The sequence below is a fragment of the Pseudomonas sp. Cab53 genome, assembly GCF_018325965.1.
GTDB classification, from domain to species: Bacteria; Pseudomonadota; Gammaproteobacteria; order Pseudomonadales; family Pseudomonadaceae; genus Aquipseudomonas; species Aquipseudomonas chlororaphis_E.
Genome location: NZ_AP021902.1, coordinates 4697294 through 4720731 on the forward strand (window position 1 = coordinate 4697294; position 23438 = coordinate 4720731).

At 62.0% G+C, this 23438-nt stretch carries 19 protein-coding genes and 2 pseudogenes; 7 read left to right on the forward strand and 14 right to left on the reverse strand.

Going from position 1 to position 23438, the window contains the following annotated elements; translation table 11 throughout:
- Positions 1-65: 65 nt before the first annotated feature.
- A pseudogene (locus tag KI241_RS20445) lies at positions 66-664 on the reverse strand (hypothetical protein).
- A gap of 151 nt (positions 665-815) precedes the next feature.
- Here KI241_RS20445 and KI241_RS20450 point away from each other — a divergent pair.
- Together KI241_RS20450 and KI241_RS20455 are read left to right on the forward strand one after the other, a co-directional pair.
- Positions 816-1607: a dienelactone hydrolase family protein gene (locus KI241_RS20450; RefSeq protein WP_042731786.1), complete on the forward strand. Its 792-nt coding sequence runs from the start codon at positions 816-818 to the stop codon at positions 1605-1607.
- 176 nt (positions 1608-1783) lie between these two features.
- The gene (locus KI241_RS20455) at positions 1784-2509 is read left to right on the forward strand and encodes a 4'-phosphopantetheinyl transferase (protein WP_202595572.1); all 726 of its coding nucleotides are present in this window, start codon (positions 1784-1786) and stop codon (positions 2507-2509) included.
- A gap of 114 nt (positions 2510-2623) precedes the next feature.
- Here the strand turns inward: KI241_RS20455 and KI241_RS20460 are convergent, their stop codons facing one another.
- Positions 2624-4234, reverse strand: a complete 1611-nt coding sequence (locus KI241_RS20460; protein ID WP_212802942.1) for an ATP-binding protein — start codon at positions 4232-4234, stop codon at positions 2624-2626.
- Positions 4231-4953 (reverse strand): response regulator transcription factor, encoded by a 723-nt coding sequence (locus KI241_RS20465; RefSeq protein ID WP_042729792.1) that lies wholly within the window; start codon positions 4951-4953, stop codon positions 4231-4233. Before KI241_RS20465 ends, KI241_RS20460 begins: the two co-directional genes overlap by 4 nt.
- Positions 4954-5811: 858 nt before the next feature.
- Here KI241_RS20465 and KI241_RS20470 point away from each other — a divergent pair.
- Positions 5812-8702, forward strand: a pseudogene (locus KI241_RS20470) (ribonucleoside-diphosphate reductase subunit alpha).
- 350 nt (positions 8703-9052) lie between these two features.
- On the opposite strand, the gene flgE reads toward KI241_RS20470, so the two are convergent.
- The 6 genes from flgE to KI241_RS20500 all read right to left on the reverse strand — a co-directional run bounded on the left by flgE (position 9053) and on the right by KI241_RS20500 (position 14135).
- Positions 9053-10351 (reverse strand): flagellar hook protein FlgE, encoded by a 1299-nt coding sequence (flgE, locus tag KI241_RS20475; RefSeq protein ID WP_042729794.1) that lies wholly within the window; start codon positions 10349-10351, stop codon positions 9053-9055.
- Between the two features lie 30 nt (positions 10352-10381).
- Entirely contained in the window at positions 10382-11104 is a 723-nt protein-coding gene (flgD, locus tag KI241_RS20480) for a flagellar hook assembly protein FlgD (protein ID WP_042729795.1), read from the reverse strand.
- 15 nt (positions 11105-11119) lie between these two features.
- Positions 11120-11563 carry a flagellar basal body rod protein FlgC gene (gene flgC, locus KI241_RS20485; protein ID WP_042729796.1) on the reverse strand — a complete coding sequence of 148 codons (444 nt, stop codon included), beginning with the start codon at positions 11561-11563 and terminating at the stop codon, positions 11120-11122.
- 3 nt (positions 11564-11566) lie between these two features.
- The gene (flgB, locus tag KI241_RS20490; protein ID WP_042729797.1) at positions 11567-11974 is read right to left on the reverse strand and encodes a flagellar basal body rod protein FlgB; all 408 of its coding nucleotides are present in this window, start codon (positions 11972-11974) and stop codon (positions 11567-11569) included.
- Between the two features lie 352 nt (positions 11975-12326).
- The gene (gene cheR, locus KI241_RS20495) at positions 12327-13154 is read right to left on the reverse strand and encodes a protein-glutamate O-methyltransferase CheR (RefSeq protein WP_042729798.1); all 828 of its coding nucleotides are present in this window, start codon (positions 13152-13154) and stop codon (positions 12327-12329) included.
- A 54-nt stretch (positions 13155-13208) separates the two neighbouring features.
- A complete protein-coding gene (locus KI241_RS20500) occupies positions 13209-14135 on the reverse strand; it encodes a chemotaxis protein CheV (RefSeq protein WP_042729799.1) in 927 nt (308 codons plus the stop codon).
- A gap of 78 nt (positions 14136-14213) precedes the next feature.
- On the opposite strand from KI241_RS20500, the gene flgA reads away from it, so the two are divergent.
- The 4 genes from flgA to KI241_RS20520 all read left to right on the forward strand — a co-directional run bounded on the left by flgA (position 14214) and on the right by KI241_RS20520 (position 16814).
- On the forward strand, positions 14214-14978 hold the full coding sequence (gene flgA, locus KI241_RS20505) for a flagellar basal body P-ring formation chaperone FlgA (protein WP_042729800.1): 765 nt from the start codon (positions 14214-14216) through the stop codon (positions 14976-14978).
- Between the two features lie 172 nt (positions 14979-15150).
- Positions 15151-15459, forward strand: coding sequence for a flagellar biosynthesis anti-sigma factor FlgM (gene flgM / locus KI241_RS20510; RefSeq protein ID WP_042729801.1), 309 nt, complete (start codon positions 15151-15153; stop codon positions 15457-15459).
- Positions 15460-15507: 48 nt separating this feature from the next.
- Complete coding sequence (locus KI241_RS20515; RefSeq protein WP_042729802.1) at positions 15508-15975, forward strand: flagellar protein FlgN; 468 nt, start codon at positions 15508-15510, stop codon at positions 15973-15975.
- 92 nt (positions 15976-16067) lie between these two features.
- On the forward strand, positions 16068-16814 hold the full coding sequence (locus tag KI241_RS20520) for a flagellar brake protein (RefSeq protein ID WP_042729803.1): 747 nt from the start codon (positions 16068-16070) through the stop codon (positions 16812-16814).
- Between the two features lie 60 nt (positions 16815-16874).
- Here the strand turns inward: KI241_RS20520 and KI241_RS20525 are convergent, their stop codons facing one another.
- From KI241_RS20525 to KI241_RS20545, 5 genes are all read right to left on the reverse strand, one after another.
- Entirely contained in the window at positions 16875-18248 is a 1374-nt protein-coding gene (locus KI241_RS20525; protein WP_123578415.1) for an MFS transporter, read from the reverse strand.
- Positions 18249-18318: 70 nt separating this feature from the next.
- Positions 18319-19560: a glutamine synthetase family protein gene (locus tag KI241_RS20530; protein WP_185057643.1), complete on the reverse strand. Its 1242-nt coding sequence runs from the start codon at positions 19558-19560 to the stop codon at positions 18319-18321.
- 333 nt (positions 19561-19893) lie between these two features.
- Positions 19894-20586, reverse strand: coding sequence for a HAMP domain-containing sensor histidine kinase (locus tag KI241_RS20535; RefSeq protein ID WP_042729806.1), 693 nt, complete (start codon positions 20584-20586; stop codon positions 19894-19896).
- Positions 20579-22186, reverse strand: coding sequence for a tetratricopeptide repeat-containing response regulator (locus KI241_RS20540; protein WP_042729807.1), 1608 nt, complete (start codon positions 22184-22186; stop codon positions 20579-20581). The genes KI241_RS20535 and KI241_RS20540 overlap by 8 nt, the downstream gene beginning before the upstream one ends.
- Positions 22187-22506: 320 nt before the next feature.
- On the reverse strand, positions 22507-23403 hold the full coding sequence (locus tag KI241_RS20545) for a PoNi-like cognate immunity protein (protein WP_042728501.1): 897 nt from the start codon (positions 23401-23403) through the stop codon (positions 22507-22509).
- Between the last annotated feature and the right edge of the window lie 35 nt (positions 23404-23438).

Here is a 23438-nt window from a genome sequence, read left to right on the forward strand (position 1 = left end):
TACCACAACGAAAGGCGCCGGATCGTTTTGGACCGATCCGGCGGGATACGCTCACCCCACGCCGCTTAGAACGTGTAGTTGGCCGACAGGTAGGTCTGGGCGCTGCTGGTCAGGTCCAGCGAGCCGACCTTGTCGCCACCGTGGGGGCTCATCTCGGTGCTGGCGTTGCTGCGCAGGTAACGGTAACCCAGTTCTACCGAGGTGTTCTGCGAAATTTGTTGCAGGACGCCGCCCTGCAAGCCCACGGCGTAACCGATGTCGCTGTCGCGGCTGTAGCCGGGGAATCCTGGGTCAGCTTGGTCAGGCCCGCCGTGCCACCGCCGAACAGCTTGGTGGTGCTGGTGACCGGATAGAACACGTCGTAGCTGCCCAGCAGGTTTTCCTGGCGCAGCTTGATGCCGTTGTGAGTACCCGAGACATTGTCATAGGTGGCGTAGTAGCGACCCTGATCGTTCTGCTTGCCCAGGCGAATGCCATAGGTGGTGTCTTTACCGATGATGCCGTCGGCGTTCGGGTGGTTCAGGTTGTCGTTCAAGGCATCGGACTTCTTGACCTTGTCGCTGGTCTGGCCCAGGGTCAGGCTGGCGAAATTGTCATCGGCGTGGGCCATGGCGCTGGCGCCCAGCACGGTGAAAGCCAGCAGCAGTTTCTTCATCGCAGTCATGATCAAATTCCTTTCAAGCGTGGGTGGTGGGTGAAGTCGCAGTCACGTTAACCAGCGGTCCCTGAACACCCCTTGAACGTTCTCTGAACCTTGGCTGAATGAATCGGCTAGAGTGTCTTGTCCCATACGCCCCCTCTCAAGGAGATCCACCATGCGCAGGTTGCTTGCCGTTGCACTTCTGGCCCTCAGTGGCATGAGCCACGCCGCTGTCCAGACCCAGGAGATTCCCTACACCAGTGCCGACGGCACGAAGCTGATCGGCTATTACGCTTTCGACGACGCCGTCAAAGGACCGCGCCCGGGCGTGGTGGTGGTGCACGAGTGGTGGGGGCTGAACGATTACGCCAAGCGTCGCGCCCGTGACCTCGCCGGCCTGGGCTACAGTGCCCTGGCCATCGACATGTACGGCGACGGCAAGAACACCGAGCATCCGAAGGACGCCATGGCGTTCATGCAGGCCGCGCTCAAGGATGGCAAGGCCGCCAGTGCGCGCTTCCAGGCCGGGCTCGACCTGCTGAAGAAGCAGCCCCAGACCGACCCGGACAAACTCGCCGCCATTGGTTACTGCTTCGGCGGCAAGGTGGTGCTGGACGCCGCGCGCCAGGGCGTGCCGCTGGCCGGCGTGGTGAGTTTCCACGGTGCCCTGGTGACCAACACCCCGGCCACGCCCGGCAGCGTCAAGGCCAAGGTGCTGGTTGAGCACGGCGCGCTGGACAGCATGGTCACTGAAGAGAACGTGAAGGCGTTCAAGAGCGAGATGGACAAGGCCGGCGCCGACTATAAGTTCGTCAGCCTCGACGGTGCCAAGCACGGCTTCAGCAACCCTGACGCCGACCGCCTGAGCCACGGCGAGCACGGCGGGCCGGACATTGGCTACAACAAGTCGGCCGACGAAAAATCGTGGGCGGACATGCAGGCGTTCTTCAAGAAAATCTTCGATTGATCCTGTAGATCCGTGGCGAGGGAGCTTGCTCCCGCTCGGGTGCGCAGCGCCCGCAAATTTCGGGGGCCGCTGCGCAGCCCAGCGGGAGCAAGCTCCCTCGCCACAAAAGCCTTGTTCACTCAGGACATCATGGCTCCCACTACCCAGCTCCCGGGCAACCCGGCAAAATGCCCGCCATGAACGCACTCCCCACCCTACCCGCCTGCTGCTCGCCCCTGGATGAACACTGGCCGTTACCCGAAACCCTGCCCGGTACGGTGCTGCTGAGCACCCGCTTCGATCCAGCACGGCTGGGCGCGGATGACTTCCTGAACAGCGCCATCGAGCCGCCGGCGAGCATCCAGCGTTCGGTGGCCAAGCGCCAGGCCGAATTCCTCGCCGGGCGCATCTGTGCCCGGGCCGCTTTGCAACGGCTCGATGGCCAGCCTTGCGTGCCGGCCATTGGCGAAGACCGGGCCCCGGTGTGGCCGGCCCATGTCAGCGGCTCGATCACCCACAGCAACGGCCACGCGGCCGCCATCGTCGCCAGGAAAACCCACTGGCGAGGACTCGGCATGGACCTGGAAAACCTGCTGGAACCCGAGCGCGCCGAGCGCCTGTGCGGTGAAATCCTCACCCCACCCGAGCTGCTGCGCATGGCCACCCTAAGCCGCGATGACCGGGCCCTGCTCGTGACCCTGACCTTTTCCGTGAAGGAAAGCCTGTTCAAGGCGCTGTACCCCCTCGTTGGGCAACGCTTTTATTTCGAGCATGCCGAGGTGCTGGATTGGACGCGCGATGGACAAGTGCACCTGCGCCTGCTGACGGACCTGTCGACCGAATGGCGCCATGGCAGTGAGCTGCAGGCGCAGTTTGGGGTGCGGGATGAGCAGCTATTGAGCCTGGTGGCGATCAAGGCCTGAGGTTGTTGGGTTTGGGAAGGCCTCATCGCGAGCAAGCTCGCTCCCACATTGGCGCGCGCTCGACTTGTGGGAGCGAGCTTGCTCGCGATGAGGCCAGTACAGACACCCCACCTATCAAGACCGATCCTGATGCCGCGGCCAGCTCAAGCTGAAACATGCCCCGCCCAGGCTCTTGCTCTTGCCGATCAACGCCCGGCCGTCGTGCCAGTGGATGATCCGCCGCACGATCGACAGGCCCAGACCATGCCCGCCCGAAGCGCGGGCGCGGCTGTCGTCCAGGCGCAGGAAGGGCTTGAAGATGCGCTCCCAGGCCGCCTCCGGCACGCCTGGCCCGTCATCCTCCACGTCTACCCGACAACGCAACTGGCCCACCTGGTAGCTGACGGTCACCCGCGAGCTGGCGTGGCGCATGGCGTTGCCCACCAGGTTCTGCAAGGCCCGGTGCAGGAACCGTGGCTCGGCCTCGACCCAGGCGCCGTCACAATCGGCGGCCGACAGGCATAGCCCGCGCTCGACGGTGATACCAGCGCGCAACGGGCCCAGTTCATCGATCACCTGATTGACCAGCGCGTCCAGGTCCACCCGCTGGAAATTCAACGCCGGCGAACCCTGCTCCAACCGGGCGTAGGTCAGCATCTCGTCCACCAGCCGGTCGAGGTCTTCGATGTCGTGGTCCATGCCCGCCAGGTATTTGTCCCGGGCCTGGGGCGTGGAGGCCGTGCCGAGCATTTCCAGGCCGAAACGCAGGCGGGCCACCGGGGTGCGCAGTTCGTGGGACACCGCTCGCACCAGTTCGCGCTGGATCGCCAACAGTTGTTGCAAGTGCTCGGCCATGCCGTTGAACGCAGCGGCCAGGCGCCCGACCGAGTCGGCGCCGCGAGCCGGCACCCGGGTTTCCAGGCTGCCCTGGGCGATTTGCGTAGCGGCCGACTCCAGGCCACGCAGGCGCCGCTCCAGTTGGCGCACCAGCAGGTAGACGATCAGGCCGATGAGGCTCAACCCCAACGCCGCGATCAGCACCAGCCATTGCGGCGGATAAGGGTTCATCTGGTACAGCGGCCCGATCTCCAGGACCCACGGCGTGCCGACCATGCCGGCGAACACGCGGATCGAATCGCCGCCCTTGCCCAAGGCCATCACCGTATCGCCCTCGGACACGCGGCGGCGCTGGTCTTCGTCCATGTCCGCCTGCTCGGCGGTCATGAGGCGCAAATCGAAACCAAAGCCTTTTTCCTCCTTGAGTTGGGCGAGCCTCCGGGGTTGCTCGGCCACCGGGTAGCGCACCAGTTCGTCGGCCAACAGGTAGATGGTCGCCCGCGCCAGTTGCTCGCTGATCTGCTGGACTTCCCCCACCAGCACCAATTGCTCGCCATCGCTGACCAGGCGGTAGACCTTCGCCGCGTGGGGCCCGGTCTGCTCGACCAACGCCTGGCCCCGCAGCACGCGGGTGCGTTGACTGAGGTCCAGGTGGGTCTGGTTGAACGTCTGCACCGTCAGGGGAATGCCCAGCAGGCGCTCCCAGACCAACAGCGCCCGGTGCCGTTCGGTGTCGTTCATCGGCCGCAGGTTGTCGGCCATCAACGAAAACGTGCCGTGGGCCAGGCGCTCGCGGTATTGCTCGCTGCGGGCCTGGTTGAGCAGGTGCAGGGCCAGCACGCCCAGCACCGCCACCAGCACCAGGGCCGCGCACATGCCGCCATAGATACGCAGGAAGATCGAGTTCACGGCGCCGCGTCTACACAGGCTTCGGGCACGAACAGGTAACCTTTGCTGCGCACGGTCTTGATCAGTCGTGGATGGTCCGGGTCGTCGCCGATCTTGGGACGGATGCGCGAAATGCGTACGTCGATAGACCGGTCCTGGCCGTCATAGCCGATGCCGCGCAGCGCGGTGAAGATTTCTTCCCGGGACAGGATGCGCCCGGCGTTCGACACCAGCAGCCACAGCAGGTCGAACTCGGCGCTGGTCAATTCGATGCCATTGCCCTGCAACCAGGCTTCGCGCAGGGCATTGTCCACCACCAGCGGGCCGAACTCCAGGCGGCGCGGCTTTTGCGTGGCGGACGGTTCCGGCTCACTGCGTCGCAGCAGGGCCTGGATCCGCGCCAGCAGCAGGCGCGGGCGCACAGGCTTGCAGACGTAATCGTCGGCGCCCAGGTCCAGGCCCTGGATCTGGTCGGTGTCGTCAGTGCGGGCCGTGAGCATCAGGATCGGTCCGTCATACTGCTCACGCACCTTGCGGCAGATGCTCAGGCCGTCTTCGCCGGGCAGCATCAGGTCGAGGATCACCAGGTCCGGTTGTTCGGCAATGATCCGCGCCGCCGCCACCGCCCCATCGCCCTCGATGGCGACGCGCAAGCCGTTGCTTTCGAGGTACTCACGGGTCAGCTCGGCCAGACGCTGGTCATCCTCGACGATCAATACCTGCCAGGCTTCTTGTTCCACTGGGGGCCTCGTCTTGCTGTGAGTATAAAAAAGAAGGATCAGCACTTACCTGTGGCGAGGGAGCTTGCTCCCGCTCGATTGCGCAGCAATCGCAAAAAGCCGGGCCGCTTCGCAGCCCAGCGGGAGCAAGCTCCCTCGCCACAACAGTGCTCGCTCCAGAGGTTCGAATACAGCCCCCTCTTTTTGTCATATCAAAGGAGGATAAACATGCCAGCACACCGGCCGATTGTATAAACGCCACCCCCGGAGAAAACAAGCCATTAAATGCGTGCGGTCAGCCGGGTTTTGTGTGGTAACGTCCGCGCCCGCAAAAACCACCGGACTGTTTTCGACTGGTTGAAAACGATGAAAAAAGCCTCGCTCCAGCTAGGTCGCGGCCTACAGCGTAGTTCCATGTTTCGCACACAAATTACGCACAGGCTTATCCACAGGTAGTACGTTGCATCACCCCCCAAAACGCATTATCTTGTAGCCCGCCGCGCAAAAAACCCTACATGTAGGGGTTCAGGCCAAAAACCAAACACTAGTTGGACAGAGATTTCAAGCGCTTTTCTTGCTTCTGTCCAACTGAAGTACCGCGTTTCCCCAAGCCCAGACCGCCCCTGCGGATGGCGACCGTTTCGAGGTCGAAAACGACCGCAACGGTACGGGTGTTGCAGTCCATTGCTGCCACCCGCAAATCCGGTTCCGAGCCCCGGCTCGCAACCCGAGAACTTCGGATGGAAACAGCGCCATACGCCTGTTTCCTACTGTCCCGAAGTTGTTATACCCGGCGCCCCAGCCGGTTGTAGTGCTTCAGGACGGAACGGTGGGCACCGTGATGGTGCCCAAACAAACATAGAGACTGTGGAGACACCCATGCACACCGACACAACTCGCGAGAACCCGCAGGGCACCGCGCCGCTGGCCGCCGATTCGAGCCCGGATCTGTCCGCCACCGCACCGGGCCAACTGCGTGTGATCAAGCGTAACGGCACTGTCGTCGCTTACACCGATGACAAGATCACCGTCGCCATCACCAAGGCCTTCCTCGCAGTTGAAGGTGGCACCGCCGCCGCTTCGTCGCGAATCCACGACACCGTGGCCCGCCTGACCGAACAGGTCACCGCGACCTTCAAGCGTCGCATGCCATCGGGCGGCACCATCCACATCGAGGAAATCCAGGACCAGGTCGAACTGGCCCTGATGCGTGCCGGCGAGCAGAAAGTGGCCCGCGACTACGTGATCTACCGCGACTCCCGCGCCAAGGAACGCGCCACCCGCGCCCCAGCGAAGCCCCGGTACAAGCCCACCCGTCGATCCGCATCGCCCGCGCCGATGGCAGCCTGGCGCCGCTGGACATGGGCCGCCTGAACACCATCGTCACCGAAGCCTGCGAAGGCCTGGAAGAAGTCGACGGCGACCTGATCCAGCGCGAAACCCTGAAGAACCTCTACGATGGCGTCGCCCTCAAGGACGTCAACACCGCCCTGGTCATGACCGCGCGGACCCTGGTGGAGCGCGAGCCGAACTACTCCTTCGTCACCGCCCGCCTGCTGATGGACACCCTGCGTGCCGAAGGCCTGAGCTTCCTGGACGTCGCCGAGAGCGCCACCCACCACGAGATGGCCGACCTGTACGCCAAGGCGCTGCCGGCCTATGTGGCCAAGGGCATTGAGTTCGAATTGCTGAACCCGGTCCTGGCGTCCTTCGACCTGGAAAAACTCGGCAAGGCGATCAACCACGAGCGTGACCAGCAGTTCACCTACCTGGGCCTGCAAACCCTGTACGACCGTTACTTCATCCACAAGGACGGTATCCGCTTCGAACTGCCGCAGATCTTCTTCATGCGCGTGGCCATGGGCCTGGCCATCGAAGAGAAGCAGAAAGAAGACCGTGCCATCGAGTTCTACAACCTGTTGTCGTCCTTCGACTACATGGCGTCGACCCCGACCCTGTTCAACGCCGGCACCCTGCGTCCACAGCTGTCCAGCTGCTACCTGACCACCGTTCCGGACGACCTGTCGGGCATCTACGGCGCGATCCACGACAACGCCATGTTGTCGAAATTCGCCGGCGGCCTGGGCAACGACTGGACCCCGGTGCGCGCATTGGGCTCGTACATCAAGGGCACCAACGGCAAATCCCAGGGTGTCGTGCCGTTCCTCAAGGTAGTCAACGACACCGCCGTTGCGGTCAACCAGGGCGGCAAGCGCAAAGGCGCGGTCTGTGCGTACCTGGAAACCTGGCACATGGACATCGAAGAGTTCATCGAGCTGCGCAAGAACACCGGTGACGATCGCCGTCGTACCCACGACATGAACACCGCCAACTGGATCCCCGACCTGTTCATGAAGCGCGTCTTCGACGACGGCAAGTGGACCTTGTTCTCGCCGTCCGAAGTACCGGACCTGCACGACCTGACCGGCAAGGCCTTCGAAGAGCGCTACGAGTACTACGAAGCCCTGACCGAGTACAACAAGATCAAGTTGTTCAAGGTCGTCCAGGCCAAGGACCTGTGGCGCAAGATGCTCTCGATGCTGTTCGAGACCGGCCACCCATGGCTGACCTTCAAGGATCCGTGCAACCTGCGCAGCCCGCAGCAACACGTGGGCGTGGTCCACAGCTCGAACCTGTGCACCGAGATCACCCTGAACACCAACAAAGACGAGATCGCCGTCTGCAACCTGGGCTCGATCAACCTGCCGAACCACATCGTCGACGGCAAGCTGGACACCGCCAAGCTGCAACGCACCGTGAACACCGCCGTGCGCATGCTCGACAACGTGATCGACATCAACTACTACTCGGTCCCACAGGCGAAGAACTCCAACTTCAAGCACCGTCCGGTCGGACTGGGCATCATGGGCTTCCAGGATGCGCTGTACCTGCAACACATCCCGTACGGTTCCGATGCCGCGGTCGAGTTCGCCGACAAGTCCATGGAAGCGGTCAGCTACTACGCGATCCAGGCGTCCTGCGACCTGGCCGACGAGCGCGGTGCCTACGAGACGTTCCAGGGTTCGCTGTGGTCCAAGGGCATCCTGCCGCTGGACTCGCAACAGATCCTGATCGCGTCCCGTGGCGAGAAGTACATCGACGTTGACCTGAACGAATCCCTGGACTGGGCACCGGTTCGCGCCCGTGTGCAGAAAGGCATCCGTAACTCCAACATCATGGCCATCGCACCGACCGCCACCATCGCCAACATCACCGGCGTGTCGCAGTCGATCGAACCGACCTACCAGAACCTGTACGTGAAATCGAACCTGTCGGGCGAGTTCACCGTGATCAACCCGTACCTGGTCCGCGACCTCAAGGCCCGTGGCCTGTGGGACTCGGTCATGATCAACGACCTGAAGTACTACGACGGTTCGGTGCAGCAGATCGAGCGCATCCCGCAGGAGCTCAAGGCGCTCTACGCCACCGCGTTCGAAGTGGACACCAAGTGGATCGTCGACGCCGCCAGCCGTCGCCAGAAGTGGATCGACCAGGCTCAGTCGCTGAACCTGTACATCGCCGGCGCCTCGGGCAAGAAGCTGGACGTGACCTACCGCATGGCCTGGTACCGTGGCCTGAAGACCACCTACTACCTCCGTGCCCTGGCCGCTACCAGCACCGAGAAGTCGACCATCAACACCGGCAAGCTGAACGCTGTTTCCAGCGGCGGCAACCACGGTGACGATTCGGTCCTGGCCGCTCCCGCCGGCCCGGCGCCAGTGCCAAAGGCCTGCGCGATCGACGAGCCGGATTGCGAAGCTTGCCAATAAGCTGAGCCGGCGGGCGTTGCAAAGCGCCCGCTGAAAGAAGCCCCCGATAGACCGCTGGTTTATCGGGGGTTTTCTTTTGGGTGGAGGAAAGTAGCGCCTGACCTGGCCCCATCGCGAGCAAGCTCGCTCCCACAAGGGAACGCATTCCAATGTGGGAGCGGGCTTGCTCGCGATGGCGTCGGTACATCCAACAATTGTCATTGACTGAACCACCGCTTTCGCGAGCAAGCCCGCTCCCACAGGGATCTGAATGAACACAGGTCTATTCGCGATACGGCCAGAACAAGCGGAGCAGAAAAAAGCCCCTCTTGCGAGGGGCTCCTTGTGCAGCCTTCAAGCCACCTGAGGCATCAGGTCATCTGAATGATGGTCTGCATGATGGTGCTTTGGGTGGAGATGGTCTTGGCGTTCGCCTGGTAGTTGCTCTGCGCCTTGATCAGCTCGACCAGTTCGTTGGTCAGGTTGACGTTGGACTCTTCCAGGGAGTTGGAGACGATCGAACCCAGGGTGCCTGTGGTTGGAGCGTCGTAGCCCGGGATACCCGAGTCGAAGGTTTCCTTCCAACTGGTGCCACCTACCGGTTGCAGGCCCTGCTCGTTGGTGAAGCTGGCAAGGGCGAGCTGGCCGATCGGCTTGGTCTGGTTGTTGCTGAAGTTGGCCAGCAATACGCCGCTGCCGTCGATGGTCAGGTTGGTGATCTGGCCGGTGGCGTAGCCGTTCTGGGTCGGGATCGAACGCGCAGTGTCGGCGTTGAACTGGGTGGTGTTGGTCATCGAGATCGTGATGCTTGGCGCACTCGCAGCCCCGTTGGCCGCCCACACGCCGTTGGTCACGGTGCCCGGCACCCAGCCCGTCAGCACCAGGTCGTTGTTGATGGTCGCAGGAGGCGTGCTCACCTGGGTCAGCTTGCCGCTCGAATCGAAGGTCATGGTCGAAGGCACCGGTGCGGTCGCCCCCGTCGTGGTCGGCAAGCTGCCGTTGAGGTTACGACCGTCGATCAGCGTATAGACGTTCCAGGTGTTGCCAGCCGTCTTGACCATGTACTGGTCCATGGAGTGCTGGTTGCCCTGGGTGTCATAGACCGGGGTGGTGAACTGCTTGGTGAAGGTCGCCGTGTCGCTCGGGTTGAACGCCGCGGTGATCGCCGGCGCCGTCGAGTTCAGGTTGATGGTCGACGACACCAGGCTGGTCGCTTGCGGCGGCAGGTTGGAGGTGTCGATGCGCAGGTCGGTCAGGATGCCGTTCTGGATCTTGCCGTTGGCGTCCACACCGTAGCCTTGCAGGCGCGAAGTGCCATCGGTGTTGGTGATGAAGCCTTCCTTGTCGGTCTTGAAGGTACCGGCACGGGTGTAGCTCAGCGAACCGTCGTTGCTCAGGACGAAGAAGCCCTGGCCCTGGATGCCCATGTCCAGCACGTTGCCGGTGTTGTTGACGTCACCCTGGCCGAACTGTTGGGAAACGTTGGCCAGGCGCACGCCGTTGCCGACGGTCTTGCTGCCCGAACCCAGCTTGGTGGCCGAGTAGACATCTTCGAATTCCGCGCGAGACGATTTGAAACCGGTGGTCGCCACGTTGGCGATGTTGTTGCCGGTAACGTCCAGCTGCTTGTTGGCTGCATAGAGACCGCTAAGGCCGATGTTGAAAGACATTTTCCACTCCTTTGCCGGGTTAGTCGGCTCTTACATACCAATAGTTTGTACTTTGGACAGGGCGATGCTGCCCAGCCCGGCGAGGTTGAGCATCAACTCACCGCCCGTCTGGCTGATCGTCACGCTGCTGACCGTTGCCGGCAGGTTGGTGATCAGCGACGTGGCCTGGCCGTCGATAGTCGTCGAGGCCGCGAAGGTATAAGTGCCCGATTCGACCGTCGTGCCCGCGTCGTTCTTGCCATCCCAGATGAAGGCGGAATTGCCGGCCTTCTGGCTGCCCAGGTCGATGGTGCGCACGGTCTTGCCGTCCTTGTCGACGATCTTGACCGCGACGGAGGAAACCGATGCCGGGACCACCACCGTGCCGTTGAGGCTCTTGGAGGTATCGACCACGGCCTTGTCGCCCGGGGCAATGACCGAGCGCCCGACCAGCGACGACGCCTGCAAGGCCTGGGACGAGTTGTAGTTGCCGGCGATACCGCTCACCGTCTGGTTGAGGGTGGTGATGCCTTCCAGGCTGCTGAACTGCGCCAGTTGGGCCACGAACTCGCCGTTGTCCTGGGGCTCCAGCGGGTTCTGGTTCTTCAGTTGGGTAACGAGCAGTTGCAGGAACGCATCCTTGCCCAGCTCCTTCTTGCCGGTCGCCGCGCTGGTGGCCGAGGTCAGGCTGTCGCTGGCGCTAGTGGTCTTGACCGACGAGTTCGCCAGGATCTCGTTGAGACTCAGACCACCGGTGGTGTTGGTAACACTCATGTGACTCGCCCCTTATCACTGACCGAGGGTCAGGACCTTCTGCATCATGGTTTTGGCGGTGTTCATCATTTCGGCGTTGGTCTGGAACGAACGACTGGCGGAAATCATGTCGGCCATTTCCTCGACGACGTTGACGTTCGGGTAGTAGACGTACCCCTTGGCGTCGGCAGCCGGATGGTTAGGCTCGTAACGTGCTTCGAGGTTGCTCTGGTCTTCGACCACGCCCAACACCTGCACGCCCTGCCCGGCCGCGTCCTGCTCCTGGAACAGCGAGTCGCTGCCGCCGTTCTGGCCAGCCTGGAACATGGTGGCGAACACCGGGTGACGAGCACGGTAGGTCTGGTCGATGCTCGACGACACGGTTTCGGCGTTGGCGATGTTACTGGCGACGGTGTTCAGGCGAGTGGTCTGGGCACTCATGGCACTGCCGGCGATGTTGAATACGCTCGCGATCGACATGGATTACTCTCCGCGCAGGGCCGATACCAGCCCTTTGAATTTGCTGTTGAGCAGCGTGAAGCTGGCCTGGAAGTTCACGGAGTTCTCCGCGTAGTTGGACTGTTCCAGTTGAGCGTCCACGGTGTTCTGGTCGATGGACGGTTGCATCGGCGTGCGATACATCAGCGACTCGTCGCCATTGCCCAGGCCCTCGGCCTCGATATGACGGCTGTTGGTCATGTTCAGGGCGAAGCTGCCGTTCTTGGTCTTCTCGTTCTGCTCGGCGAGCACTTTGGAGAAGTCCAGATCCCGGGCCTTGTAGTTCGGGGTATCGGCGTTGGCGATGTTGTTGGCCAGGACTTCGGCACGCTGGGCGCGGAAGCCCAGGGCCTTTTCATGGATACCGAGCGCTTTATCGAAGCTGATGCTCATGGCACAAACCTTTGGGTGACCAATGTACGTACGATGGCTATAGCAAGCGTCGTGCCACTTTCCAAAAGCCCATAAACCGGGGCTTTGCGGGCAGCGGCAAGGCGGCAATGCCAGAAAAGCGGCAATGGGTTTCCGCTTGGCTGCCGCTTTTCTGCCGCTCTCAGCGTCAACGGCGATTAATGGTGGGAGCGGGCTTGCCGCGAAAGCGGTGTATCAGTCGGCATCAATGTCTCTATTGGATCGCCTTCGCGGGCAAGCCGCTCCCACAGGAGATTGGGGGGATTTGATGAAAGGTGGCAGGCAAAAAAAAAGGGAGCCTTAAAGGGCTCCCGTTTTTTGACACACCGGCCAATCACTTCGCCTGGTAGATGATCCCCGGGCTGCACTGGACCATCTGGTAATGATCCGGCAAGCCGTTCAACGCCTCGGAAGCCCCGAGGAACAGGTAGCCACCGGGCTTCAGGGTGCCGTGGATACGCATCAGGATGTCCTTCTTCACTTCGGCCGAGAAGTAGATCAGCACGTTGCGGCAGAACACGATGTCGAACTTGCCCAGGCTGGCATAGCTGTCCAGTAGGTTGAACGAGCGGAACTCCACCCGGTTCTTGATCGGTGCCTTGACCACCCAACGCCCCGGCCCCTTCGGATCGAAGTAGCGCTGCAAGCGATCGGGCGACAGGCCGCGACCGATGGCCAGGCTGTCGTACTCGCCGGTCTTGCAGTTGTTGAGCATGGTCCCGGACAGGTCGGTGGCGACGATCTGCACGCCCCCCTTCAACTGGCCGATGTTGGTCCGCTCGAACTCGTCGATGGACATCGACAGCGAATACGGCTCCTGTCCCGACGAGCAGGCCGCCGACCAGATCCGCAGGCGCTGGCCCGGACTGGCCTTGATGGCCGCCGGCAGCACTTTGTTCTTCAACACCTCGAACGGATAGGTGTCGCGAAACCACAAGGTTTCGTTGGTGGTCATGGCGTCCACCACCATCTCGCGCAAGCCACTGCGCGGCTGGGTCTGGATGCGCTGCACCAGCTCGCCCAACGTCTTGAGGCCCTGTTGCTCCATCAATTTGTTGAGACGGCTCGACACCAGGTATTGCTTGTTTTCACCAAGCAATATGCCACAGGCTTTTTCCAGGAAGACCCGGAACTGTTCGAAATCCAAATTACCCGTAGACAAGATACCGCCTCTTTCATTGTATTGATGTGCCGGGCGCACAATGCGCCCGACCTTTTATTCTACTGACTTGATTCGATCGACCACCCGGGACGCCAGGTCATCGGGCCGGAATTTTGCCAGGAAATCGTCGGCACCGACCTTCTTGACCATCGCCTGGTTGAACACCCCGGACAACGACGTGTGCAAGATGATATGCAGTTTCTGCATACGCGGGTCGCTGCGGATCTCCGAAGTGAGGGTGTACCCGTCCATCTCCGGCATCTCGATGTCGGAGATCATCATCAGGAACTCCTCTTCCGGCTTCTTGCCCTCGTCGACCAGCGTGCGCAGGTAATCCAGCGCCTGCCGACCGTCGTTCAATGCAATCACCTCGACGCCGATAGTTTGCAGGCAACGGGTCACCTGCTTGCGCGCCACCGACGAATCATCCACGGTCAGCACCCGCAGCGAAATCGCCTTGTGCTGGGTTTCGGCATCCACCACACCCTGGGAAATCGTTTCCGTGGTCGGCGCCACTTCGGCGAGGATTTTCTCCACGTCGATGATTTCCACCAACTGGCTATCGACCCGGGTCACCGCCGTCAGGTAGTGATCGCGACCGGTGCCCTTGGGCGGCGGATGGATCTCCTCCCAGTTCATGTTGACGATGCGTTCCACCGAGCGCACCAGGAAACCCTGGGTCTTGGTGTTGTACTCGGTGATGATCACGAACGGATTGCTCTGGTCCATCAACCGCCCCGAACCGGTCGCCATCGCCAGGTCGAGGATGGGGATGGTCGCTCCCCGAATGTTTGCCACACCGCACACCACGGGACTGGACTTGGGCATCAGGGTCAGCTTGGGGCATTGCAGCACCTCGCGCACCTTGAATACGTTGATCCCGTACAACTGCTGGCCGTCGAGACGGAACAGCAACAGCTCCAGGCGATTCTGACCGACCAGCTGTGTCCGCTGGTTTACCGAGTCCATTACTCCCGCCATGCCCTGACTCCTACCTAACGCTAATGGGTCCGACGCGCATTCATCACTAAACGGCACGGGGCTTGCTATTCAACCGGCATGAACGCACAAACGACATTTTCTCGACGCCTGACCACTCACTGCCGCCACTGGCTCGGTGCACTGTTGGCTGCCTGCCTGTTCACCTGGGGCAACCCGGCTCTCGCGGAGGCTCCGGTTACCTTGCCTGATCTCCTTATCGGCGTCACTCAAGGCTTTCTTGAATTCACCGTAGAAGACTATCTGGCAACCAGTCAAACCGAAGGTCGCTACGAAATCGAAGTCAACCAGCTCGACCCACGCCTGCGCATGCCGATGTGCGACAAGGAATTGACTGCCTCGCTGGAAAGCCCGGCCCGCCCGCTGGGCCGCGTCACGGTGAAGGTGCGCTGCGACAGCGCCGCGCCCTGGACGGTGTTCGTGCCCGCCCAGGTGCGCCTGTTTCGTGAAATCGTCACGACCACTCGTCCGCTCAAGCGGGCCGGGATCGTCGAGCCGCAGGACGTGGTGCTGCGCGAACGTGACGTCAGCCAGATCAGCCAGGGCTTCCTGACGTCGGTGGATGAGGCCATCGGGCAGAAACTTGTCCGACCAATGGTCGCCGACCAGGTCATCACCCAGGTGCACCTGGAACAGGCCGAAGTGGTCCGCAAGGGCGACCAGGTGGTCATCACCGCCCGCAGCGGCACCCTGGCCGTGCGAATGCCCGGCGAGGCCCTGTCCAACGGCGGCATGCGCGAGCAGATCCGAGTGAAGAACCTCAACTCCCAACGGGTGATCAAGGCTCAGGTCATCGCCCCCGGCCAGGTGGAAGTGGCCATGTAGTACTTTACGCAGGCAGGTAGAAAGCTGGCGCTTGACCTCGCTGTTCCCTAGACTGTGCCTTACGCAAAGGCAAGCGCAGACGTGCGCACGTTCATTGGATAAATGAGCCTAAAGTTTTTTTAGGGATGGCCGAAAACATGGCAAGCGTCCAAATATCCAGAGGTTTTCTACCATGGTCATCGACTTCAATCGTTTAAACAGCTCTTCACCGTTGACAGGCACTACGCGTACCAGCGCCAGCAAGGAAGCCGACAAATCCGCGCCGTTGTCTACGCCGGCCGAACAAGTCAGCAATGGAGAGTCGGTTCACCTCAGCAATGAGGCTCAGCAGTTGCAGAAGGTCACTGACAAGCTGCGCGATCAACCTGTCGTCGACAACGCCCGCGTGGCCGAGTTGAAAGCAGCCATCGCCGATGGCAGCTATAAAGTCGACAGCAACCGCGTAGCCAGCAAACTGCTCAACTTCGAAGCCCAGCGCTAGGCCGCCGCCTGCGCCAGGCTTTTGGACGCTTAAGACCTAAGGCCAGCCATGCACGACACGACTTTATTGCAACTGATCATCGACGACTTTGTCCCAGCGCAACAATTGCTGGAACTGCTGCAGACCGAATCACTGGCGCTGCACGGTCGCGACATGCCCTTGCTGGAAAACATCCTGGCACAGAAGCAGGCATTGATCATTTTGCTCGACCAGCATGGCCGCAAGCGCAGCGAAATCCTCGCCAGCCTCAACCTGCCCGCCAGCCCCGACGGCCTCGAGCAGTTGGCCAGCCAGTCGTCGATCGGCGACCAGCTCCTCGCCCAGAGCGCTGTCCTGACTGACCTGCTCGCCCAATGCCAGGCCGCCAACGCGCGCAATGGCCAGTCGATCCAGGTCCAGCAGGCCGCCACCGCCAATCAGTTGCGCATCCTCAATGGCGGTGAAATCCCGACGCTGTATGACGCTCGCGGTTCGACCGCCAAGATGGTCAAGCACCGCCCGCTCAGCCAGGCATGAAACGAACCATGCCGGCGCTCTATCAACGCGCGATACATGCTGGCAAAATGCTGGCTCTTTGTAGTCGTATTTTGCCTGGAGATTGACCCACCGTGTTCAATGCCTCAAACGCGGATGATGCTCCGCAACCGCCCAAGGTCCTTACCACGCCCCTGGAAATCTCCGGCAACCTGCGGATGCTGCAAGATAGCCATGACCCGCTGATCATCACCTTCCACGAACGCACCCAACGCTTCCAGAGCTACCTGGTGGACGTGAACCGCGAGAACAACTCCCTCGCCCTCGACGAAATGATCCCCCGGGACGGTGAACGGTTCCTGCTGGCGGGCGAGCCATTTCGCGTCGAGGGCTTCCACGACGGCGTGCGCATCGCCTGGGAAAGCAACGGCCCGCTGACCATCAGCGACACCAGCGACGGCCGCTGCTACCGCGGCGCCCTGCCTGACGAAGTGGTCTATCATCAACGTCGCAACGCCTTTCGTGCCGCCCTGAAGCTGGCACAACTGGTGGACGTCGAACTGGGCGGCGAAAAGCTCAAGGCGGCAGTAAACGGCAAGTTGCTGGACATTTCCGCCACCGGCTGCAAGCTGCGCTTTGACGGCGACATCACCGAACGCCTGCAACTGGGCCAGGTCTACGAGCGCTTCATCGCTGCCCTGCCCTTCGGCAACATGACGGCCCCGGTCGAATTGCGCTACCTGCATTTCGAAGAAAGGATCAACACCACCTTCGCTGGCGTGCGCTTCCACAACATCAGCGGCCTGGTGCAGCGCCAGGTCGAGCGGTTCGTCTACCAGCTCCAGCGCGAAGCCCGTCGTTTCGACAAAGATGATCTCTGATCCGCCGCATTAAAAAAACGGGCAGCCCCTTGCGGTGACTGCCCGTTTTTTTATGCGCAATTACGGCCTGGCTTGAGTAAAGCTGGGGGCCTGCGGCTCGTCATCGGCCGCTTCGGCTTCTGCAACCGGTTCAGGCTCGGGCTCAGGCTCGGGCTCAACGTCCGATGCGGCCGGCGCCTGCATCTGCTCCTGCACCACCTGCTCATCCACCCGAGGGTCAAGGCACGCTACCAGCGGCGAGCTCGACATGCTGTCGGGCATGGCCACGTGGTGCAGCGGAGCGTCGTCGACCTGGTGCAGGTTGGTGACCGCTTTCGGCCGAATCCGCCACACCAGTATCAAGGCGAAGAAGGCGGAAAACGCATACAGCATGTGGCTGCCGAACAGCTTCATCAGTACCCCGGCCACCAACGGCCCGATACTGGCACCGACGCCATAGGTCACCAACAGCATCGCCGTCAGCGACACTCGCCGATCCGCCTCGACGTGGTCATTGGAGAACGCCACTGCCAGCGGATACAGGCAGAACTGGACCAGCGAGCAGAAGAACCCGGCGATGAACAGCACTTCCAGCGGCACACTCGACAGGATCGCCAATGGCATCGCACAGATTGCCAGGGCCAATGCAAAGCAGCGGATCAGCAACGCCCGGTCGTAGCGATCGGACAGCCAGCCCAAAGGCCACTGCACCAGCAGGCCGGCGAAGATGCAGCTCCCCATGAACAGGCCGACCTGCTCGGTCGACAGGCCCTGCTGGGAGGCATACAACGGCGCCAGGCCATAGAAGGAACCGACGATCAACCCCGAGCCCAACACCGTGCTGAGCGACTGCGGGACGCGCTTGATGAAGAACCGCGGCTCCATCGGCGCCGGACGCAGCGGCGCCGGGTGAATCCGTCGGGTCAGCGCCACCGGCACCAGGCACAAGGTGAAGCACAGCGCCACCAGCATCAGCAATTCCAGGCCCAGGGCCGGATGGATCACCAGGATCAACTGGCCCAGCACCATCCCCAGGTACGAGGCGATCATGTAACCGCTGAACACCACCCCGCGCTGCTTGGCGTCGGCCTGCTCGTTGAGCCAGCTCTCGATGACCATGTACTGGCACATCATGCCGAGGCCGACAATCATCCGCAGCACGATCCAGGCCGGCAGCCAGTTCACCAGCCCGTGGCCCAGGACTGCCGCCCCGACGATCCCGGCGCAGGCCGAGTAGGCGCGGATATGCCCGACGCGGGCAATCAGCCGATGGCCGATCTTGCCGCCCAGCACCAGGCCGAAATAGTTGGCCGCCATCAGCGCACCGACCCACAGGCTGTCCACGTGGTCGGCGGCCAGGCGCAAGGCCAGGTAGGTACTCAAGAGGCCCGAGCCGATCAACATCATCAGCGAGGCGAAATAAAGCGCTCGAAAAGGTTTCCAGACTTGGCGCATCGGCGTTCCGAGCGGCTCCTTGAGGTGGGGTAAGGGCTACCCTTGAAGATAGCCCGGATACAACGATTCGTTATGCCTGGGCCGCCAGAATGCGGCGTTCCCAGGGTGTGATCTCATCGAAGAAGCTGGCCAGCTCAAGGGTCTTCGAAGCAACGTAGCCTTCGATGAACTCCTCACTGAACAGTTCCTTCGCCAGATGACTACGTTTCAGACGCTCCAACGCGGCATGCAAGGTACATGGCAGCGAGAGATTATCCGGCACGTCGAATTCACCCTGGATCGCCTCGCTGGGCTCCAGGCGATTTTCAATGCCATGCAGCCCGGCGGCCAGGCTCGCGGCGATCGCCAGGTACGGGTTGGCATCCGCCCCGGGCAAGCGATTCTCGACCCGACGGGCGACCGGTGAACTGGCGGGGATCCGCAGCCCGGCCGAACGGTTGTCATGGGACCAGCAGGCATTGTTCGGCGAGGCGCACGGCTGGTAGAGGCGCTGGTAGGAGTTCACGTTCGGCGCAAACAGGGCGGTGAAGTCGGCCAGGCCGGCCTGTTGCCCACCGATGAAATGCCGGAAAGTGGCCGTCGGCTCGCCAGCCTCGTCACTGAAGACGTTGCGACCGCTGCCCAGTTCCACGACGCTCTGGTGGATGTGCATCGAACTGCCCGGCGTATTCGCCAGGGGCTTGGCCATGCAGACCACGATCAGCCCATGCTTGAGGGCCACTTCCTTGAGCAGGTGCTTGAACAGGAAAGTCTGGTCGGCCAGCAGCAGCGGGTCGCCATGGAGCAGGTTGATCTCGAACTGGCTCACGCCCATTTCGTGCATGAACGTATCGCGGGGCAGGCCCAGTGCCGCCATGCAGGCGTACACCTCATTGAAGAAAGGTCGCAGGCCATTGTTGGAACTGACACTGAACGCCGAATGCCCGTCCTCGCGTCGCCCATCCAGGCCCAGCGGCGGCTGGAACGGCTGGGTCGGGTCCGGGTTGGGCGCGAACACGAAAAACTCCAGCTCGGTCGCCACGACCGGCGCCAGGCCACGGGCGGCATAACGCGCGATCACGGCCTTGAGTTGGCCGCGCGTGGAAAGCCTTGAGCTTTCACCGGTCAGTTCATCGGCATCGCAAATCGCCAGGGCGCGGGGCTGTTGGCTCCAGGGCAGGCGGTGGATCTGTTGCGGGTCGGCCACCAGGGCCAGGTCGCCGTCGTCGCTGCCGTAGAATCGCGCCGCCGGGTAACCGCCCATGATGCATTGCAGCAGCACCCCCCGCGCCAGCTGCAACCGTCGGCCCTCGAGGAACCCTTCGGCGGTCATCACCTTGCCTCGCGGCACGCCGTTCAAATCCGGCGTAACGCATTCAATCTCATCAATGCCCGTCAATCGCTGCGCGAGTGAACACTGGCCATCGGTCGTCATGACGCAATCCTTGTTATATGCGAGCCGCGAACGGCAACCCGTACAAAATAGGCTTCGGCTGTTCGGAATATCAAGCAGGCTGGACGAATAAAAACCGTCAGAAAATACACAGCCTACACCGTAGGAGCGAACCTGCTCACGAAGGCAGTCTGTCAGCCTTTGCGTAGCGACTGATGCACCGCCTTCGCGAGCAAGCTCGCTCCCACAGAGGGGTTATGCGCAAGGAATACCTCAGGGCAGGTAGATCCGGAACACCGCGCCGCCCAGCACACCGCCATTGGCGATCTCGGTTCGCCCGCTCACGCCGCCGCGCTGGTGCAGCCCGGCGATACGCGCCGCGAAGTACAGGCCCAGCCCGGTGCTGCCGCTGCTGTGGTTGATGCCTTGCACGTACTCAGCCTGGCGTTCGATCATCTCGGCCGGATAGCCCTCGCCGTCATCGTTGATGGTCAGCACCAACTGCCCGGCCTCATCGCTCGCGCTGATCAACAAGGCCTGGCGCCCATGGCGAATGGCGTTGGTGATGCAATTGTCGAGCACCGACGCAATCAACTCGCGGTCGAAAAAGCCCAGCGGGCTGAGGGGGTCGACTTCATAGGTGGCCATGATCCCGCGGCTGCGGAACACGTCCTCATGGCCGGCCAGTTGCGCCTCGATGAAATCGTCCAACTCGTGGTAGGCCGGATGCAGGGGCAACTGGTTGACGCCGAGCTTGTACAGCCCCAGCAGTTGCACCAGCAACCCATTGAGGTGGGCGAATTCGAAGTCCATGACGCCCTGCTCCGGGGTCTGGCGCTCGGCGTCGGGCAAGCGCTCGAGCCACTGCGCATGCGCCTGCATGAGCAGGGTCAGGGAGTTCTTCATGTCATGCACGGTCGACGCGATCACCGTGGAAAAATCGAGTGCCTGTTCGCTGTCATTCATCGCCAAACGCCTTGCTTCGCAGTTTCTGGTAACGCGCAAACCGCGCGTCGGTGTCGGGCATCATGCCCACCAGCTTCAGACAAGCGCGGCACTCCTGCAGCAGTTCCGATTCCACGCTGGTATCGGTGCCGTGCAGCAGGGACTGCGCCATGTTCAGGGCAATACTGATGTTCTTCGGCTGCATCTTCAGGGCGCGGCGGAACAGCTCCCGCGCCTCCGGCAAGGCGCCGGTCTTGTAGACGCGCACGCCTTCGCGGTTCAGCTCGGCCGCCGCATTGCCCTGGTTGAGGATGTTCGGGTCGTCGGTGAGCTTGGCGATGCCTTGCATCACCGTCGGGTCATCGCCGTAGATTTCCGCGCAGTTTTTGAGCATCGACTCGCCGGCGCTGGCCTGACCAAGCATTTGCAGTTGCTTGGCCACCAACAAGGCCGCCTCCGCGCTCATGAACTGCTCCATGCCGTCGAGGCGCTGCAAGGCCTGCTCGGTGAGCTTCTCGGCGGTTTCGGCATCGTTGAGCAGCAGGCTCGTGGCTTTCATCAGGCGCGCCCGGACCTGCAGGCCCGGGTCGTTGAGGTTTTCCTTCGCCACGGCGCTGAGGGTCGTGTTGATCTCCAGCCGCGTGCGCGTATCGAGGCCCTTTTCGCTGCCCTTGCTGATCAACGCATGAGCCAGGCCCAGGTTGGTCTCCGGATCCTTGAAGCGCGACTGCGCGCCCTGCCCGACCGCCTGGCGATAGGCCCTGGACGCGGTGTCGTAGTCTTCGTTGGTCATCGCCAGCTTGCCCAGCAGCGCTTGTCGACGCACCGCCAGGGGCGACAGGCGAACCGCCTCTTCCAGCACCCGCTGCGCCTGTTTCGTGTCGCCTTCGGCCACCAGCACATCGGCCATGCCGTCGTACAAGGCCGGCATCATCGGAAAGGTTTTCAGTGCCTTTTCGTAGACCTCCTTGGCCTGCGCCACCTGGCCGCGCTTGAACAGCAACTTGCCCAGGCCCGCATAGGCCCAGGGCAGCGGACGGTCGGCCAGGATGGTGTTGTACAGGCGCTCCAGGGCTTCGTTCTGATTCAGGTCGCGCAACGCGTCGGCCCGATAGCGCAGGCACAGCGGCCCGTAGCGCGGATCCTGCTTGCACAGGGCGATGCAGGCATTGAGCACTTCCAACGGTTTTTCGCGATCCAGCGCCTGGAGGATCGGCTTGAGCAAAGTCTTGCGCTGCTCCAGCCGTTCCAGCCGCTGGGCCAGGCCGGAGCGGTTGAACGGCTTGGTCAGGTACGCGTCGGGCTCATGCTCCAAAGCGCTGAGCACCATCGCCTGACTGGTCTCGGCGGTCACCATGAGGAACACGCTTTCATGGCTGATCAGCTTCTCGACCATCAGGTCTTCAAGCACCTGCTGACCGTTCTTGCGCCCGTCGCCGAGGTGATAGTCCTGCAGGATGAAGTCATAGCGCTTCTGCGAGCACATGCGCAACGCCACTTCACCGGTGTCGGCGGTATCCACGTCCTTGACGCCCAGCTCACGCAACATGGAGCGGATCGAACTGCGGAAATCCGAGAAATCATCGACGATCAGAAAACTTTTTTGGTGGTACGCCAGCATCGAGGATGTCCAGGCAAGTAAAAAAGATGCGCCCAAACGGGTGCTCATCAGCTTATCGGCCGCAAGTGGCGTTCCGTTAACCGATCGTATGGGAGAGGTTTAGTGCGAGAAAGGCGCCAATGCCAGTCCGCCAGAAGGAACTGGCAGCCCCCAGTGGAATCCGTGGCGAGGGAGCTTGCTCCCGCTGGGGCGCGAAGCGGCCCTTGCCTTGTCGGGCCGCTGCGCAGCCCAGCGGGAGCAAGCTCCCTCGCCACAGCGTGCCCACTTTGGATTCGCTGAAACGGCAGTGCCATGCCCGGCTTTGCTCGTCAGATCGTCACTTAGCGACGTCCCAACAGCCTTCCCCAAAATCCCACTTTAGTCTCCGCGACCACTGGCGCAGGTGGCACGATCTCTTGCCTTACCGGATGCGTACTCGGACCATCGGGCCGGAGTAGATCCCCTGGATAATGCTCAAGCCCCAGGCACTGTGAATCATCCAGCCCAAAAGCCTTCACCGCCGCCACAGCTTCCACGCACCAGCGACCGAAATATGCGCCACCTTCAAAATTCTCGTCGCCATAGGTGTACCAGTAGGGATGCTTGTAACTGACTGCCTGGGGATCGGAGCCGGATTTCGCCCCTGTTCGGACTTCCTGATACCAGTGACTGACAAAGGCTTCCAACTTGGAAGCCTGCGTCTCCACCGGCGCATCCACCGCCGCCAACAGTCGTCCATAAGGTTTGGGATAAAGGAGAGCGGCCCCCACTTTGCGCTCGGGACTGCGACTCGCGATGACCCGGTCGAGCAACACGTCCTCGCCTTCATTGCCGATAAGGGCCAGCAGCCTTCGCCATTGATCATCGGGAATCTCCAGAGCCAACCCCAGGCCCACCAGCCAGAAGCAGACGATGTAATGGTCATAGTTGACGCGCCAGCTGTGGCGGGTGAACTGTTGCTCAGGGGTCCAGACCGATGCACCTAGGCGTTCGGCCTCTTCCCAGGCATCGAGTAGCCCAGGGAAATAAGGAGGCAAGTCGGCGACAGGGCATCCGGCAGAGTAGCGACTTAGCATCTGGTGCCAGTGGTCTTGGGCAATGGTATAGACGTACTGCGGCGCGTAGTCGGGATCGCGTGCCGGGGCCCGCGCGTTCTCCAGCGCTCGGGCAATGCGTTCGTCACCATACGCAACCCATTCAGACCAGTAGCGGGAATCTCCCAGTGGTGCCCGAACCATTTAAGTTTCCTTCACAACCCAATATCGTGGAAATT